The sequence below is a fragment of the Rhodoplanes roseus genome, from assembly GCF_003258865.1.
Classification (GTDB): Bacteria; Pseudomonadota; Alphaproteobacteria; order Rhizobiales; family Xanthobacteraceae; genus Rhodoplanes; species Rhodoplanes roseus.
The window spans coordinates 1-14,857 of sequence record NZ_NPEX01000035.1 but is presented as its reverse complement, the minus strand read 5'-3'; the positions used below and the strand labels follow the sequence as shown (position 1 = coordinate 14,857).

General features: G+C 69.6%; 17 protein-coding genes. 7 read left to right on the top strand and 10 right to left on the bottom strand.

Annotated elements, in window-relative coordinates:
• Positions 1 to 85 precede the first annotated feature (85 nt).
• From CH341_RS07565 to CH341_RS07535, 7 genes are read left to right on the top strand one after another with little or no spacing between them, the layout of a single operon-like run.
• A complete protein-coding gene (locus CH341_RS07565; RefSeq protein WP_111418424.1) occupies positions 86 to 1,249 on the top strand; it encodes an ABC transporter substrate-binding protein in 1,164 nt (387 codons plus the stop codon).
• The gene (locus tag CH341_RS07560; RefSeq protein ID WP_111418423.1) at positions 1,236 to 1,994 is read left to right on the top strand and encodes an ABC transporter ATP-binding protein; all 759 of its coding nucleotides are present in this window, start codon (positions 1,236 to 1,238) and stop codon (positions 1,992 to 1,994) included. Before CH341_RS07565 ends, CH341_RS07560 begins: the two co-directional genes overlap by 14 nt.
• Positions 1,966 to 2,979, top strand: coding sequence for a branched-chain amino acid ABC transporter permease (locus tag CH341_RS07555; protein WP_111418422.1), 1,014 nt, complete (start codon positions 1,966 to 1,968; stop codon positions 2,977 to 2,979). The genes CH341_RS07560 and CH341_RS07555 overlap by 29 nt, the downstream gene beginning before the upstream one ends.
• Positions 2,980 to 2,982: 3 nt before the next feature.
• Entirely contained in the window at positions 2,983 to 3,756 is a 774-nt protein-coding gene (locus tag CH341_RS07550) for an ABC transporter ATP-binding protein (RefSeq protein WP_111418421.1), read from the top strand.
• Complete coding sequence (locus tag CH341_RS07545; protein ID WP_111418420.1) at positions 3,749 to 4,636, top strand: branched-chain amino acid ABC transporter permease; 888 nt, start codon at positions 3,749 to 3,751, stop codon at positions 4,634 to 4,636. The genes CH341_RS07550 and CH341_RS07545 overlap by 8 nt, the downstream gene beginning before the upstream one ends.
• Positions 4,637 to 4,672: 36 nt before the next feature.
• Positions 4,673 to 5,350, top strand: coding sequence for an NAD(P)H-dependent oxidoreductase (locus CH341_RS07540; RefSeq protein ID WP_111418419.1), 678 nt, complete (start codon positions 4,673 to 4,675; stop codon positions 5,348 to 5,350).
• Positions 5,347 to 6,096, top strand: a complete 750-nt coding sequence (locus CH341_RS07535; protein WP_245430935.1) for an SDR family NAD(P)-dependent oxidoreductase — start codon at positions 5,347 to 5,349, stop codon at positions 6,094 to 6,096. Before CH341_RS07540 ends, CH341_RS07535 begins: the two co-directional genes overlap by 4 nt.
• Positions 6,097 to 6,136: 40 nt before the next feature.
• On the opposite strand, the gene CH341_RS07530 is transcribed toward CH341_RS07535, so the two are convergent.
• The 10 genes from CH341_RS07530 to CH341_RS07485 all read right to left on the bottom strand — a co-directional run.
• Positions 6,137 to 6,844, bottom strand: coding sequence for an ABC transporter ATP-binding protein (locus CH341_RS07530; RefSeq protein ID WP_170149516.1), 708 nt, complete (start codon positions 6,842 to 6,844; stop codon positions 6,137 to 6,139).
• Positions 6,844 to 7,602, bottom strand: coding sequence for an ABC transporter ATP-binding protein (locus tag CH341_RS07525; protein ID WP_111418416.1), 759 nt, complete (start codon positions 7,600 to 7,602; stop codon positions 6,844 to 6,846). Before CH341_RS07525 ends, CH341_RS07530 begins: the two co-directional genes overlap by 1 nt.
• A complete protein-coding gene (locus CH341_RS07520) occupies positions 7,599 to 8,624 on the bottom strand; it encodes a branched-chain amino acid ABC transporter permease (RefSeq protein WP_111418415.1) in 1,026 nt (341 codons plus the stop codon). The genes CH341_RS07525 and CH341_RS07520 overlap by 4 nt, the downstream gene beginning before the upstream one ends.
• Positions 8,617 to 9,507 carry a branched-chain amino acid ABC transporter permease gene (locus CH341_RS07515; protein ID WP_111418414.1) on the bottom strand — a complete coding sequence of 297 codons (891 nt, stop codon included), beginning with the start codon at positions 9,505 to 9,507 and terminating at the stop codon, positions 8,617 to 8,619. The genes CH341_RS07520 and CH341_RS07515 overlap by 8 nt, the downstream gene beginning before the upstream one ends.
• A gap of 137 nt (positions 9,508 to 9,644) precedes the next feature.
• Positions 9,645 to 10,823 carry an ABC transporter substrate-binding protein gene (locus CH341_RS07510; protein WP_111418413.1) on the bottom strand — a complete coding sequence of 393 codons (1,179 nt, stop codon included), beginning with the start codon at positions 10,821 to 10,823 and terminating at the stop codon, positions 9,645 to 9,647.
• Positions 10,824 to 10,989: 166 nt separating this feature from the next.
• Entirely contained in the window at positions 10,990 to 11,793 is an 804-nt protein-coding gene (locus CH341_RS07505) for an enoyl-CoA hydratase/isomerase family protein (protein WP_111418412.1), read from the bottom strand.
• A complete protein-coding gene (locus CH341_RS07500) occupies positions 11,790 to 13,343 on the bottom strand; it encodes an AMP-binding protein (protein ID WP_111418411.1) in 1,554 nt (517 codons plus the stop codon). The genes CH341_RS07505 and CH341_RS07500 overlap by 4 nt, the downstream gene beginning before the upstream one ends.
• Positions 13,343 to 13,843, bottom strand: coding sequence for a (2Fe-2S)-binding protein (locus CH341_RS07495; protein ID WP_111418410.1), 501 nt, complete (start codon positions 13,841 to 13,843; stop codon positions 13,343 to 13,345). The genes CH341_RS07500 and CH341_RS07495 overlap by 1 nt, the downstream gene beginning before the upstream one ends.
• Positions 13,831 to 14,658 carry an FAD binding domain-containing protein gene (locus CH341_RS07490; protein WP_111418442.1) on the bottom strand — a complete coding sequence of 276 codons (828 nt, stop codon included), beginning with the start codon at positions 14,656 to 14,658 and terminating at the stop codon, positions 13,831 to 13,833. The genes CH341_RS07495 and CH341_RS07490 overlap by 13 nt, the downstream gene beginning before the upstream one ends.
• On the bottom strand, positions 14,655 to 14,857 hold a 203-nt coding region (locus CH341_RS07485; RefSeq protein WP_146604408.1), incomplete at its 5' end, for an SRPBCC domain-containing protein. The genes CH341_RS07490 and CH341_RS07485, both read right to left, overlap by 4 nt.

The window sequence follows — 14,857 nt, the reverse complement described above, 5'->3', positions numbered from 1 at the left end:
CTCGGGTCGCGCCGATCCGGCAACGCCGGACCGGCCATCGACATAAAAAGCAGAAAAGAACAAACGAACCAACGGAGGAAACGCGATGACGTCTCGTCACGTCCTTGTTCTCGCGGCCGCGCTCGCCGCGACATTCGTCGTCCCGGCCGCCGCGCAGGATACGATCAAGATCGGCTCCTCGCTCGGCCTCACCGGCTACGGCTCGATCACCGACGGCCACTGGCGCGAGGGGCTCGAGCTCGCCATCGAGGCGGTCAACGCCAAGGGCGGAGTGCTCGGCAAGACGCTGCAGCTCGTCCACGAGGACAACAAGTCGATCCCGCAGCAGGCCGTCGTCGTCTATCGCAAGATGATGTCGGAGGACAAGGTCGTCGCCTTCGACAGCGGCTGCATCTCGGCCGGCAACTTCGCGGCCGCGAGCTTCGTCACCCGGGCCAAGCTGCCGATGATGCTGTGCTCCATCCTGCCGCAGCAGGCCGAGGAGCAGAAATGGGCGTTCAGCTTCCTGCCGCCGCCCAAGTTCGAGGTCGACTCGCGCTACGAGTACCTGAAGAGCAAGACCGACATCCGCAAGGTCGGCATCCTCGGCGATCCGAGCCCCTACGGCTCGCTGATGCGCAAGTTCGCCATCGACGACGCCAAGGAGTTCGGCATCGAGGTGGTCGCCAACGAGTCCTACCAGCAGGAGGACGCCGACTTCAGCGTCCAGATGGGCCGCATCAACGCCGCCGGCGCCGGTGCCGTCATCATGATCGGCCAGGGCAACGCGGTGATCACGGTCGCCAAGAACATCAAGAGCCTCGGGCTGGACAAGATGCTGCTGCTCGGCAGCGTCAACGAGCGCGACCTGCTCGTCGAGGCCGGCCAGGTGCTGGGCGAGCGCTACCTGTTCCCCTCGCCGATCATCCAGGTGGCGATCGACGACCTCGGCCTGATCACCGATCCGAAGGCCCGCGCCGCGGCCGAGGCGTTCATCACGCCGCTCAAGGCGAAGCACGGCGGCAAGGTCGACACCTCGATGTCGTCGCGCGCCTGGGATTCGCTCTTGATGCTGACGCAGGCCATGCAGGCCGCCAAGACCACCGAAGGCACTGCCGTGCGCGACGCCGTCGAGAAGATCGGTCCCTATGTGGGCGCCGGCGCCAGCTACGACTTCTCGCCGACCCAGCACGTGGGCATCACCAGGAATCCCTATGTGATCGCCTATGTGAAGGACGGCAAGCTGGCCATCAAGCATGACGGCCGCTGACCCGCGGCCGGCCGGGCCACGGGACGTCGACCCGCGGCCGGCGCTGATCGAGGTCGCCGGCCTCTCGGCCAGCTACGGCCGTGTGGCGGCCCTCAAGCCCGTCGACCTGCACGTCGCCGAGGGCGAGTTCGTCACCGTGCTGGGGCCGAACGGCGCCGGCAAGACGACGCTGCTTCGCGCCATCTGCAGGCTGGTCGACGGTGCGGGACGGATCAGCTTCCGGGGACAGGACATCTCGACGCTGCGGACCCACCACCTCGCCCGGCTCGGCATCGTGATGGTCCAGGAGGGCCGCGGGCTGTTCGGCGAGATGACGGTGCGCGAGAACCTGCTGCTCGGCGCCTACGGTCTCGGCAACGCGGCCGACGAGGTCGAGCGCCGCTTCGGGCAGGTCTACGCGCTGTTTCCCAATCTGCGCCAGCGCGCCGACCAGATCGCCGCGTCGATGTCGGGCGGCGAGCAGCAGATGCTGGCCGTCGGTCGTGCGCTGATGGCGGGGCCGAAGCTGCTGATGCTGGACGAGCCGTCGCTGGGGCTCGCGCCGCGGATCGCGGCCGGCATTCTCGATGCGCTCGGTGCGCTCAATCGCGAGGGCCTCGGCATCCTGCTCGTCGAGCAGAAGGCCCCGCTGGCGCTCAAGCTGGCGCAGCGGGTCTACGTCCTGGCGTCGGGCAGCGTCCGGGCCGAGCTTCCGGCTCACGAGATCGGATCGCATCATGACCTCGCACGCTTCTACTTCCACTAGCCCGGTCCGGCGCGGTGCGCCCGGCTGGCTCGGCCGCACCGGTTATGTCGGGCTCGGCGGCGCCGTCCTGATCGCGCTGTTGTTCGGCTTCGTCTTCGTCAAAGGCGGCTATCTTCTCACCGTGATGCAGCTCGCGATGATCTACGGCGTGTTCTGCGTCGGGCTGAATTTCTTCATGGGCTACACCGGCCAGGCGTCGTTCGGCCAGAACGCCTTCGCGGCGATCGGCGGCTACGGCTCCGCCATCCTGTGCGTCGAGTACGGCCTGCCGCCGGTGCTGGCCCTGCTGGTCGCGATGGCGATCGCCGGCGTTGCCGCCGTGGTGGTCGGCTGGCCGACCCTGCGGCTGCGCGGCCATTATCTCGCGATGGCGACCTTCGCGCTCGGCCTCATCACCTACGACGTGTCGGTGCAGTGGGAGAGCCTGACCAAGGGCTACATGGGCTATGCGGGAATTCCGCCGCTCGGCATCGGCCCGTTCGAGGTCGAGGACGAGCGGGCGAAGCTCGTCTGCCTGATGGTGATCCTGGTGTTCGGCCTGTGGGTCTCGGGGCGGCTCCGCAACTCCCGGTTCGGCCGTGCCCTGCGGGCGATCTCGACCAGCGAGCCCGGCGCCGCCGCGCTCGGCATCCGCATCCCGTATTACAAGCTCGCCGCCTTCGTCATCGCCGCGCTCTACGCCTCGGTGGCCGGCTCGCTGTTCGCCCATGTGGTCGGCTTCATCAGCCCCGAGGTGTTCGGGCTGCAGATGGTCGTCGTCACCTTCACGATGCTCTATGTCGGCGGCATCGGCACGGTGCTCGGCCCGGCGATCGGCGCCATCGTCGCGTCGCTCCTGCCCGAGATCGTGCGCAGCACCGGCCGCTTCCAGGACATCGCCTATGCGCTCCTCCTGCTCGGCCTGCTCGTCTATGCGCCCAAGGGCCTGTCGGCGCTGTCCGGGCTCGGCCGGCCGCGCGCCGCCGAGCCGAAGCCGGGGAGCTGAGCCATGGCCCTCCTCGAGGTCCGCCGCCTGACCAAGCGCTTCGCCGGCCTGACCGCCAACAACAGCATCGACCTCGATGTGCCGGAGGGATGCCTGTTCGCCGTCATCGGCCCGAACGGCGCCGGCAAGACGACCTTCTTCAACATGATCTCGGGCTTCATGCCGCCGACCGACGGCACCATCGCGTTCGCGGGCGAGACGATCACCGGGCTGCGCCAGGATCGGATCGCCGCCAAGGGCCTGGTGCGGACCTTCCAGCTCGTGCAGCTCTTCAAGGGCCTGACCGTCGCCGAGAACGTCGAGGTCGGCTTCCATCTCGCCACCCGCGGAGGCGTGGCGGCGGCGCTGGCGCGGCCGTCCTGGTTCCGCCGCCAGGAGGCGGACGTGCACGCGCGCGCGAGAGAGCTGCTCGGCTTCGTCGGTCTCGCCGGCGTGGCGGACCAGGACGCCGAGCTTCTGCCCTACGGGCAGCAGCGCCTGCTCGAGGTCGCCCGCGCGCTGGCGGCCAAGCCCCGGCTGCTGCTGCTCGACGAGCCCGCGGCCGGGCTCAACGCCCACGAGACCGATGCGCTCGCCGAGGTCGTCCAGGAGCTCAACCGCAAGGGGACCACCGTGCTGTTGATCGAGCACGACATGGCGCTGGTGACGCGGATCGCCCACCGCATCGCCGTGCTCGACTTCGGCTGCAAGATCGCCGAGGGCACCCCGGACGAGATCAAGCGCCATCCGGACGTGATCGCCGCCTATCTGGGGACCGAGGAGGCCGCCCATGCCTAGCCTGGTCGAGCTGGTCCAGAGTCTCGTCAACGGCGTCGGCATCGGGCTCGTCTACGGCCTGATCGCCATCGGCTTCTGCGTCATCTACAACGCCAGCGGCATCGTCAACTTCGCTCAGGGCGTCTTCGTCATGCTGGGCGGCATGTTCACGCATGCGATGCTGATCAAGCTCGGCTGGCCGCTCGCCGTGTCGGCGCTGGTCAGCATCGTCGCGGTCGCCGGGATCGGTGTCCTGGTCCAGCTCGCCATCGTGCGGCCGATGTGGAACCGCAAGGCGCCGCTGTTCGCCATCATCCTGGCGACGCTGGCGGTCCAGCTCCTGATCGAGCAGATCGTCATCCTCACCATGGGCGACCAGCCGCGCACTTATCCGGATTTTACGCCCGGCGGGCCTTTGAAGATCGGCGACATCGCGATCAGCTACCAGCTCTTCTGGATTCTCGGCTGCGGCGCCCTGATGGTGCTGCTGCTGACGCTCTTCTTCAATCGCACCCGGGCCGGGCGGGCGCTGCGCGCCTGCTCGCAGAACCGCGAGGCGGCGGCGCTGCTCGGCGTTCCGGTGGACGCCATGCTGATGCTGTCCTTCGCGCTCTCGGCGGCGCTCGGCGCCGCGGCCGGCATCCTGATCACACCGACCCAGTACACGGCCTACGGGGTCGGTGCGCCGTTCGGCACCAACGGCTTCATCGCGGCGATCATCGGCGGTTTCGGCAGCGCACCGGCGGCACTGCTCGGCGGCGTCCTGCTCGGCGTGGTGCAGTCCGGCGCCATCGTGGTGGTGGGCGCCGGTTACAAGAACGTGGTCGCCCTCACGATCCTGCTCGTCGTGCTGCTGTTCTTTCCGCAGGGCATCTTCGGCGGGCGCGGCAAGAAGGCGTGACCGGAGACGGCCACGAGCGTCAGGAGAGCTTCAGGAATGCACGTCCTTCTGGTCTACGCCAATCCCGAGCCGACCTCGTTCACGGCGGCGCTGACGACGACCGCGGCGGAAGCGCTGCGCGGCGTCGGCCATTCGGTCGAAATTTCGGACCTCTATGCCGAAGGCTTCAACCCCGTCGCCGGCCGGCACGACTTCGTCGAGACGGCCGATGCGACCCGGTTCCATTACCAGACCGAGCAGGGTCACGCCCATGCGGCCGGCACGTTCGCGCCCGACATCGTGCGCGAGCAGCAGCGCTTCCTGCGCGCCGACCTGGTCGTCTGGCTCTATCCGATCTGGTGGGGCAACGTGCCGGCGATTCTCAAAGGCTGGTTCGACCGCGTGCTCGCCTTCGGCTTCGCCTATGCGGACGGAAAGCGGTTCGACAGCGGCTTCTTCCCCGACAAGAAGGGCATTCTCTGCCTGACCTCGGGCGGAACGCGCGAACGCTTCTCGCGCGACGGCGTCTACGGCGAACTGGACCAGGTGCTGTGGCCGGTGCAGCGTCTGGTCGTCGAGTATCTGGGCATGCAGGCGCTCGAGCCGTTCGTCGCCTATGCGGCGCCGCGGGTCGATCAAGCGGCGCGCGAAGCCTATCTCGCGGCATGGCGCACCCGCATCCTGGAGATCGCGAGCGCCCGGTCGACCATCGACATGGAAAGGACAGTCTCGTGACGGATGGACTCTCGTTGACCGGCAAGGTCGCCCTGATCACCGGCGGCTCGCGCGGGATCGGCGCCGGCATCGCCCGCCGGTTCGCCGCCGCGGGCGCCGGCGTGGCGATCAGCTACAAGTCGCGCAGCGACGCCGCCGATGCGCTCGCCGCCGAGATCACGGCCGCGGGTGGACACTGTCTCCCGGTGGCCGGCGATCTCGCCGACGAAGCCGCGGTCGCGCGAGCCGTCGAACAGACGGTGGCGCGATTCGGCCGCATCGACATCCTGGTCAACTGCGCCGGCATCGGCCCGTACAAGCCGCTCGGCAGCATGGACGCGGCCTTCGTCCGGTCGATCCTGGACGCCAACGTGCTCGGCACCGTGCTGATCACCCAGGCCGTGCTGCCCCACCTGCCGTCGCCGGGCGGGCGCATCGTCAACGTCGCCTCGGCGCTGGCCTATCGGCCGATCCCGACCAGCTCGGTCTACTCCGCCTCGAAGGCGGCGGTCGTCACGCTGACGCACGCCTGGAGCAAGGAGCTCGGACCGAAGGGAATCACGGTCAACGCCATCGCGCCCGGCGTGATCGAGACCGAGATGACGACCGCCATCCTGGCCGAACGCGGTCCCGGCATCGTCGCGATGACGCCGCTCGGCCGTATCGGCCAGCCCGACGACATCGCCGGCATCGCCTTGTTCCTGTGCTCCGCCGAATCCGGCTGGGTCACCGGTCGGACCATCGTGGCGGACGGGGGCGTGACCTAGTCCGATCAGGGCGGCGCGTGATCGCGTCGTCGGACATGCCTCAGAGCGCGATGGTGTTCATCAATGCGATGCGGTCCGGCTCGGAGCCGCCGGTGCCGGACAGCACGACGGCACCGCGGTCGATCGCGACGAAGCGGTCGCACACGGCGAGCGCCTGTGTCACGTTCTGCTCGACCAGCAGGATGGTGCAGCCGGACGCCTTCAGCTCGGCGATGATGGCGTAGATGTCGGCGACGATCATTGGTGCGAGGCCCTCGCTCGGCTCGTCGACCAGCAGCAGGCGCGGGGCGCCGACCATCACGCGGGCCATCGCCAGCATCTGCTGCTCGCCGCCCGACAGCGTCGTGCCGGTCTGGCGGCGGCGCTCCATCAGGCGGGGAAAGCGCGCATAGATGCGCTCCAGGGCGGCGCGGTTCTGCGCGCCGCTGCGGCCCGGCACCTGCAGGAAGCCGAGGGCCAGGTTCTCCTCCACCGACAGGCCGGGGAAGATGCGGCGATCCTCCGGCACGAAGCCGACGCCGCGGCGGCAGATGCCGTCGGACGACAGGCCGTCGATGCGCTCGCCGTCGAGCCGGATCTCGCCGGCGCTCGGCCGCACCCAGCCGGCGATGGTCTTCAGCAGCGTCGTCTTGCCGACGCCGTTGCGGCCGAACACGCCCACCACCTCGCCGGCCTCGGCGACGAGATCGACGCCGCGCACGATGTGGCTGAGGCCGTAATGCGTGTGGATGTCGGTGAGAGTCAGCATCACGCGTGCCCGAAATAGGCGGTCTGGACGGCCGGATCGGCCCGCACCGCGGCGGGCGGGCCCTCGGCCAGCACGCGTCCCTGATGCATCACGACGACATGGTCGGAGAGGCTCATCACTAGGCCGATGTCGTGCTCGATCAGCATCACGGTGACGTCGGCCGCGAGGTCACGAATCAGCGCTGCGGTCTCCTCGGTGTCGCCGTGGCTCATGCCCTGAGTCGGCTCGTCGAGCAGCAGGATCTTCGGCTCGCCGGCGAGCGCGACGGCGATCTCCAACCGGCGCTGCTCGCCGTGCGACAGCGCCGCGACCTTGTGGCCCGCCTTCGCCGCGAGATCGAAACGCTCCAACAGTGCGCCGGCGCGGGCGATCGCGATGGTGCTCCGGCGCACCGGTTGCCAGGCGCGCAGCGGGGGCTCGAGGATCTGCGAGGCGAGCCGCAGCGTCTCGAACACCGACAGATCGGGAAACAGATTGGTGATCTGGAACGAGCGGGCGAGGCCGGCGCGCTGCAGCCGGTGCGGCGGCGCGCCGGTCAGGTCGACGCCCTCCAGCAGCACCTGTCCGTCGCGCGGCCGCAACGCGCCGGAGACGAGATTGAACAACGTCGACTTGCCGGCGCCGTTGGGGCCGATCACCGTGGTGATGCGCTGCCGCTCGACCGTGAAGGACACGTCGTCGACGGCGCGCAGACCGCCGAACCGGATCGACAGGTTCTTCACCTCCAGCACGGGTGCGCCGTTCCTGTGTGCCGTCATGGCTTGCGCTCCCTGGACAGCATCCGCTCGATCTTCGGCCGCACCAGGCCGATGAGCCCGCGCGGCAGAAAGATCACCACGGCCATGAACAGGAGACCGATGACGATGAGGTGGTGCTCGGTCCAGCTTCCCACATAGGACTTGATCACGGTGAGCAGCAGGCTGCCGTAGAGCGCACCGACAAGCGTGCCGGCGCCGCCCGTGATCACCGTGATGACGGCATTGCCCGAGGTGGTGAAGAACAGGAGCTCGGGCGACACGAAGCCACGCAGCATCGGATAGAGCGCGCCGGAGAGCGACGCCACCACGGCGGCGATCACATAGGCGATCAGCCGGGCCGTGACCGGGCGATACCCCAGGAACGCGACGCGTCCCTCGTTCGCACGCATGGCGATCAGCAGCCGGCCGAGCGGCGTGTCGAGAATGTAGGCGGCGACGGCGTACAGCACCATCACGTAGCCGAGCACGAACAGGAACAGCCCGGCCGGCGAGGCGCTGGAGAACGACCACGGGCCGAAGCCGATATCGACCACCGGCACGCCGATCAGTCCGTCGGAGGCGCCGAGCGCGCGGGTGTTGTAGACGACCTTGCCGACCACCTGGGCCATGCCGAACGTGATCAGCGCGAAGTAGACGCCGCGCACCCGATTGGCGATGACGCCGCCGACCAGTCCGACCACGGTGCCGGCCAGGAGCGCCGCGCCGAACGCCGCCCAGAACGACGGCACCGCCATCAGGGTCAGGGCCGACACATAGGCGCCGAGGCCGAAATAGAGTGCCTGGCCGAGCGACAGCAGGCCCGTGTAGCCGAGCAGGATGTCCACGGCGAGCGCCAGGCCGGCGAAGATCAGCGCCTCGGTGGCCAGCCGCAGATAGAAGGTGTCGCCGACCGCGGCGCCGAAGGCGGCGAAGGCGAGCGCCCCGACGACCAGCACGCCGGCCAGCACATGGCTCGCCCGCATCGCCGTGGTGAGCGGATCGCGCGCCGGCGCCGGCGTCTCGGTGGGGGCGGGCTCACGCATGGCCGAGCCGGCCGAACAGGCCCTGCGGCCGCACCATCAGCATCACCACCATGATTCCGAAGACGATCGGGTCGGTCCACACCGGAGAGATGTAGAGCGAGGCGATCGCCTGCACCTGGGTGAGGAACAGGCCGGCCACCACAGCGCCGGCGATCGAGCCCATGCCGCCGACGATCACCACCGTGAAGGCGAGCAGGATGAAGTCGCGCCCCATGGTGGGGAACACCGAGTAGATCGGCGCGAGCAGCACGCCGGCGAGGCCGGCGAGCGCCACTCCGAACGCGAAGGCGCCGGCATAGACCTGCTTCACCGGCACGCCGAGCGAGGCGGCCATGTGGCGATCGTAGGCGGCAGCCCGCACCATGGCGCCGAGCCTGGTGCGGTACACCACGGCGGCGACCGCGGCGATCACCACGGCGCCGGCGATGATCAGAAAGAGCCGGTAGTTCGGCACGAACACGCCCAAGAGCTCGACGCCGCCGGAGATTGGCGTCTCGGGGCGGTGCGGGTTGGGGCCGAAGGCGAGCTTGAGCACGTCCTCGATGACCAGGCCGAGCCCGAAGGTGAGCAGCAGCGTGGTCACGTGGCGGTCGCCGCCATGGAAGACGCGCTGGATCAGGCCGCGCTCGACCATGTAGCCGATCGGCAGCAGCGCCAGCGGCACCAGGATCAGCAGCAGCCAGAACGGCAGCCCGATCGAGCCAAGCGCCAGCGCCACGAAGGCGCCGAGCGCGTAAAACTCGCCGTGCGACATGTTGATCACGTCGAGCAGCCCGAAGATGATGGTGAGCCCGAGCGCGACCAGCACCACGGCGACGCCGAGCGCCAGCCCGGTCACCATCTGGGGCGCCAGCACGAACTGCAGATAGTCGAGCACGGCCATCGGGCCTCCGGGGCGTTATTATCGACGGGTCCCCTGCTTCCGTCATGGCCGGGCTTGTCCCGGCCATCCACGTCTTTCCGCGGCCTTCGGTCGCGCCGTGGATGCCCGGCACAAGGCCGGGCATGACGAGAAGGGGGCTAGAACTTCGTGCAGGTGTCGGCGCCGATGGCGTCGGGGCCGGGGATCTCGCTGACGATCTTGAACTGGCCGCCGGCGACGCGGACGACATACATGGTTTGCTCGGCCTGGTGGTCGCCGGCCCGGAGTGTCTTCTCGCCCTGCGGCGTCTTCCATGTCAGGCCGCGCAGCGCCTCGCGCACCTTGTCGGTGTCGGTCGATCCGGCTTTCTCCACCGCGGCCTTGTAGGCGAAGATGAGCCCGTAGGAGTCGGCGCCGTAGAGATCCGGGTCGGTCTTGGCCGCCGCCTTGAACGCTTCGACGAAGCGCTTGTTCTCCGGCGTGGCGATCTCGGCCGAGTAGCCGACGCCGGTGACGAAGCCGTCGGCGGCCTTGCCGATGGCGCCGATGTTCTGCGCCGTCACGGTGCCGGAAGCGCCCAGCACGGTGATGTTGCCGAGGAGACCGAACTCCTGGAGCTGGGTGAACAGCCGCACCGTGTCGGTGCCGGCGACCGAGGTGTACAGGACTTGTGGGCGGGTCGCGCGAATCTGGCCGAAATACTGCGTGTAGTCCTTGCTGTCGAGCGGCGCGAACACCTCGCCGAGGCTCGACCCGCCGACGCGATCGACATTGGAGCGGAACGCCGCGACGGTGGAACGGCCCATCTCGTAGTCGGGACCGAGATAGAACACCTTGGCCTGCGGCTTCTCCTTGGCGAGCCAGGAGGCCAGCGCCGCCGACTGCTGGCCGGCGCGCGCGTTGACGCGGAAGACGTTGGGCGAGCACTTGTCGGCCGTGATCGAGTCGGCGAACGACACCGTGGTGGCGATCAGCTTGCCGGCGCGCTCGGCGAGCTGGCCCACGGCCAGCGTCGATCCCGAGTTCACGGTTCCGGTGAGGAAATCGACCTTGTTCACCTGGAAGAGCTTCTCGGCCTTCTGCACGGCGACCGAGGGATTCGCCTCCTCGTCCTCGAAGGAGAGCTCCACCGGCCGGCCCATGATGCCGCCGGCGGCGTTGACCTCCGTGGCGGCGAGCTCGAGGCCCCAGCGCACCTGCTGGCCGATGCCCGCATAGGTGCCGGACAGCGGCGTCACCACGCCGATCTTGATCGGATCGGCCGCGAGCGCGGGTGTCGCCGCGATGGCCGCGGTTCCGGCCAGCAAGGCAGAGAGCAGTCGCAGTGTCGACGTCATGGCAATCTCCTGTGGCGTTTCCGTTTTCTTGTCTCTTCGATCCGGTGTTCCGGCTTCCGTCACGGCCGGGCTCGTCCCGGCCGTTTACGTCTTGCCTGTCGCGGCCCCGTTTCGTGGATGCCCGGGACGAGCCCGGGCATGACGAGGCTGCGGTGCGGAGCCGTTCTCACGAGCCCCTGAACTTCGCCGCACGCTTGGAGTGGAACGCCTCGACGCCCTCGCGAAAATCGTCGGAATTGCGCAGGCGGCTGTAGCAGTGGCCTTCCAGCTCGATGGCGATCGACAGCGTCGAGTCCTCGGTGTCGTTCAGAAGCTTCTTGGCGGTGCGCTGGGCGAGCGGCGAGAAGGCGCGCAGCTCGTCGACCAGCGCGTCTGTCGCCGCCTCGAGCTTGTCGTCCGGGACGCATTCGGTGGCGACGCCCCACTCGTAGGCCTGCCTGGCCGGGATGCGGCGCGAGCGCATCACGATGTCCTTGGTGCGGGTGATGCCGACCATCTTCTGCAGCCGCGCCGAGCCGCCCGAGCCCGGGATCTGCCCGAGCTTCTGCTCCGGCAGCGCGTACTGGGCGGTCTCCGAGACCAGGCGGAAATCGCAGGCGAGCGAGATCTCGAATCCGACCCCGAAGCAGAAGCCGCGATTGGCCGCGATCACCGGCTTGGAGCAGCGCGCCGGCGCCGCCATGTTCCAGGCGAGCTTCGACACCGTCTCGGGCGAGGCCTCCAGGAAGCCCTTGATGTTGCCGCCCGAGGAGAAATGCTCGCCGATGGCGCGCAGCACGATGACGCGGACGCGATCGTCCTCGTCCAGCGCCTCGAAGACCAGGCGGATCTGATCGCGCTGCGGCATGGTGATGACGTTGAGGGGCGGACGGTCGAGCACGAGATCGGCGCGCTCGCGCGCGGCGTCGAGCTCGACCCGGAATCCGTCGAGGGTCGCGAGCCTCGGATCGGCGAAGGTGTAGGACGTCATGCGGCGGTTCCCTTGTTGATGCCGTGAGACTGCTCGGGGTCGTAGTCGCCGGCGATCAGGCGACGGCGCAGGAGCTTTCCCACCGGCGATTTCGGAATGGCGTCGACGAAGACGAAGCGGCGCGGCCGCTTGTAGGCGGCGAGGCCGGAGCTTCGGCAATAGGCGTCGAGCTCGTCGGCCTCGACCGGCGACCGGCGCTTGACGAAGGCGGTGACGATCCTGCCCCAGCGCTCGTCCGGCAGGCCGACCACGGCGACCTCCAGCACGGCCGGATGCAGCGACAGGCAGCTCTCGATCTCCAGCGGCGACACGTTCTCGCCGCCCGTGATGATCATGTCGTCGACCCGCCCGGTGACGAACAGATCCCCGTCGGCGTCGACGTAGCCGGTGTCACCCGTAAAATACCAGCCCTGGCGCAGCGCCTTGGCGTCGGCGTCCGGGCGGCGCCAGTAGCCCTCGAACGATTCGTCGCCGGCCAGCAGCGCGACGATCTCGCCCTCCTGGCCGACCGGCGCGACGTCGTCGGGCGAGGCGGCACCGAGCGTCACGACGCGGACCATCTGGTTGATCCCGGCGCGGCCGGCGGATCCGGGCTTCGCCGGCGCGTTCTGGTCGATCGTGAAGGTGTAGATCTCCGACGATCCGTAGTGATTGACGAACAGCTCCGGCCGGAACGCGGCCGTGAGCTCCTTCAAGAGTCCGTCCGTCATGGCGGCACCGGCGAAGCCAATCTTCTTCACCGGCGCCACGGCCCGCGGCGAGAAGGCCGGATGGCGGACGAGGTCGTGATAGAGGGTCGGCACCAGATACAGATTGGTGATCCGTTCGGCCGCGATCAGCTCGACGGCGCGGGCCGGCTCGAAGCGCGGCAGGCAGACGAAGGTGCCGCCGATCACCGACATCGCGAGCAGCGAACGCACCCCCATGGTGTGATAGAGCGGCATGACGCCGAGCGTGCGCTCGTGCTGGCCGTAGAGGTTCTGCGCCACGTGAGCGACCGCGGCGGCACGTTCGGCGCGCTGGCGGCGCGGCACGCCCTTGGGCGCCGCCGTGGTGCCGGACGTGTAGAGCATCACGGACCATGCTTCGGCGTCGGCCCGCGGAAGCACCGGAGCGGCTGCCATGGCGACGAGCTGCTCGAACGGCACCGCATCGGCCCCGGGCACGCCGACCGACATCCGCCGGCACGCGGCCGCCGCGCGCGATCCGGCGACGGCGTCGGCCGACGCGTCCTGATAGACGACGGCCGCCGCCTCGGCATCGCCGATGCAGAAGTCGAGCTCTTGCGCGGTGGCGCGCCAGTTGACCGGCGTGATCACGATGCCGGCGAGCTGGCAAGCCCAGTGCAGCGTCGCGGCCTCCCAGCGGTTCTGCAGCGCCGTGACCAGCCGGTCCCCCGGCCTCAGGCCGAGCCGGTCGAGCCCGGCGACGACCGCCGAGATCTTTCCGTACCACTCCGTGTAGGTCAGCCGCACCGGTCCATCGACGATCGCCAGCGCGTCCGGGTCGCGGGCGACGCTGGCGACGAAGCTGGTGCCGAGATCGAGCATCAGGAGGCTCCTCGCAGGGTCGCGGCCGCGTCGAGCGCGGCGGCGATGATCGGGGCGTAGCCGGTGCAGCGGCACAGATGACCGGACAGATGCTCGCGGATCGCCGCCTCGTCGGCGTCGCGACGCTCGCGCAAGAGACTGTCGAGCGACATCAGGATGCCGGGCGTGCAGAAGCCGCATTGCAGCGCGTGGTGACGCCGGAAGGCGGCCTGCAGCACCGAGAGGCGGTCCGGGGCGGGCGCCAGGCCCTCGACGGTGCGCAGCCGCGCACCCTCCACTTGAACCGCGAGCTTCAGGCAGGCGCGCGCCGGGACGCCATCGATCTCGATCGTGCAGGCGCCGCACACGCCGTGCTCGCAGCCGACATGGGTGCCGGTCATGCCGAGCACATGGCGCAGGAAGTCGCTGAGCAGCATGCGCGGCTCCGCCTCGCCCTCGACGGCGGCGCCGTTGAGCGTGAAGCGAACGCGGTGGCGGGCGTCGCCGGTCAGCCGCGGCATCGGCGGGCCTCCTCGATCACGTCGCGGCCGAAGCTGCGCACCAGGTCGCGGCGATAGCGGGCGGTGGCGTGCAGGTCGTCGCGCGCCTCCAGGCTCCAGGCGAACTGGTCGAGTGCATCGGCCAGTGCGGCCCCGTCGAGCGTGCGAAAATCGCGAGCCTGCGGGCGGTCGGCGACGCCGCCGATCGCCACCCGCACCGTGTCGCCGCGGACCAGCACTGCGACCGACACGATGGCGAAGTCGCCGTGCCGGCGCCCGACCTCGCGGAACGCGAAACCGTCTCCCGGCGTCTTCAGCGGAAACCGCACCGCCTCGATCAGCTCGTCGTCACGGCGCGCCGTGCTCATCGTCCCGACGAAGAAGTCTTGCGCCGCGACGCGCCGCCGCGTCTTCCGCGACGACAGCTCGACCTCGCCGCCGAGCGCCAGCAGCGCCAGCGGGATCTCGGCGCTGGGATCGGCATGCGCGACCGAGCCGCACACCGTGCCGCTGCTGCGGGTCTGGGCGTGGCCGACCCAGGGCAGGGCGGCGGCGAGCAACGGCAGGCGCGTCGAAAGATCCGGCCACGCGAGAAGCTGCGCCTGGGTGATGCGGGCGCCGACGCGCAGCACGCCGCCCTCCACGGCGATCTCCGCGAGGCCGGGGATGCGCATGATGTCGACCAGAATATTCGGACGGGCCAGCCGCATCGACAGCATCGGCATCAGCGACTGCCCGCCCGCCAGCACACGCGCCTCGCCGCCGCTCTCGGCGAGCACGGCATGCGCCTCGGCGAGCGTCTCGGCGCGGACATAGTCGAACCGCGCGGGCTTCATGCGCGCCTCCGGAACCAGCGGCGCCACCACGAGACTTGCGCGCTCGGCCCGCCGGCACGGCGGCCCAAAGCCTCGAAGAACTCGCGGATGATCAGCCGCGTCGCCGAGTCGAGCAGGCGGCCGCCGACGGCGGCGACCTTGCCGCCGACCTCGGCCTCGAACTCGTAGGCGAGTCGTGTGCCGTCGCCCTCCGGCGCCA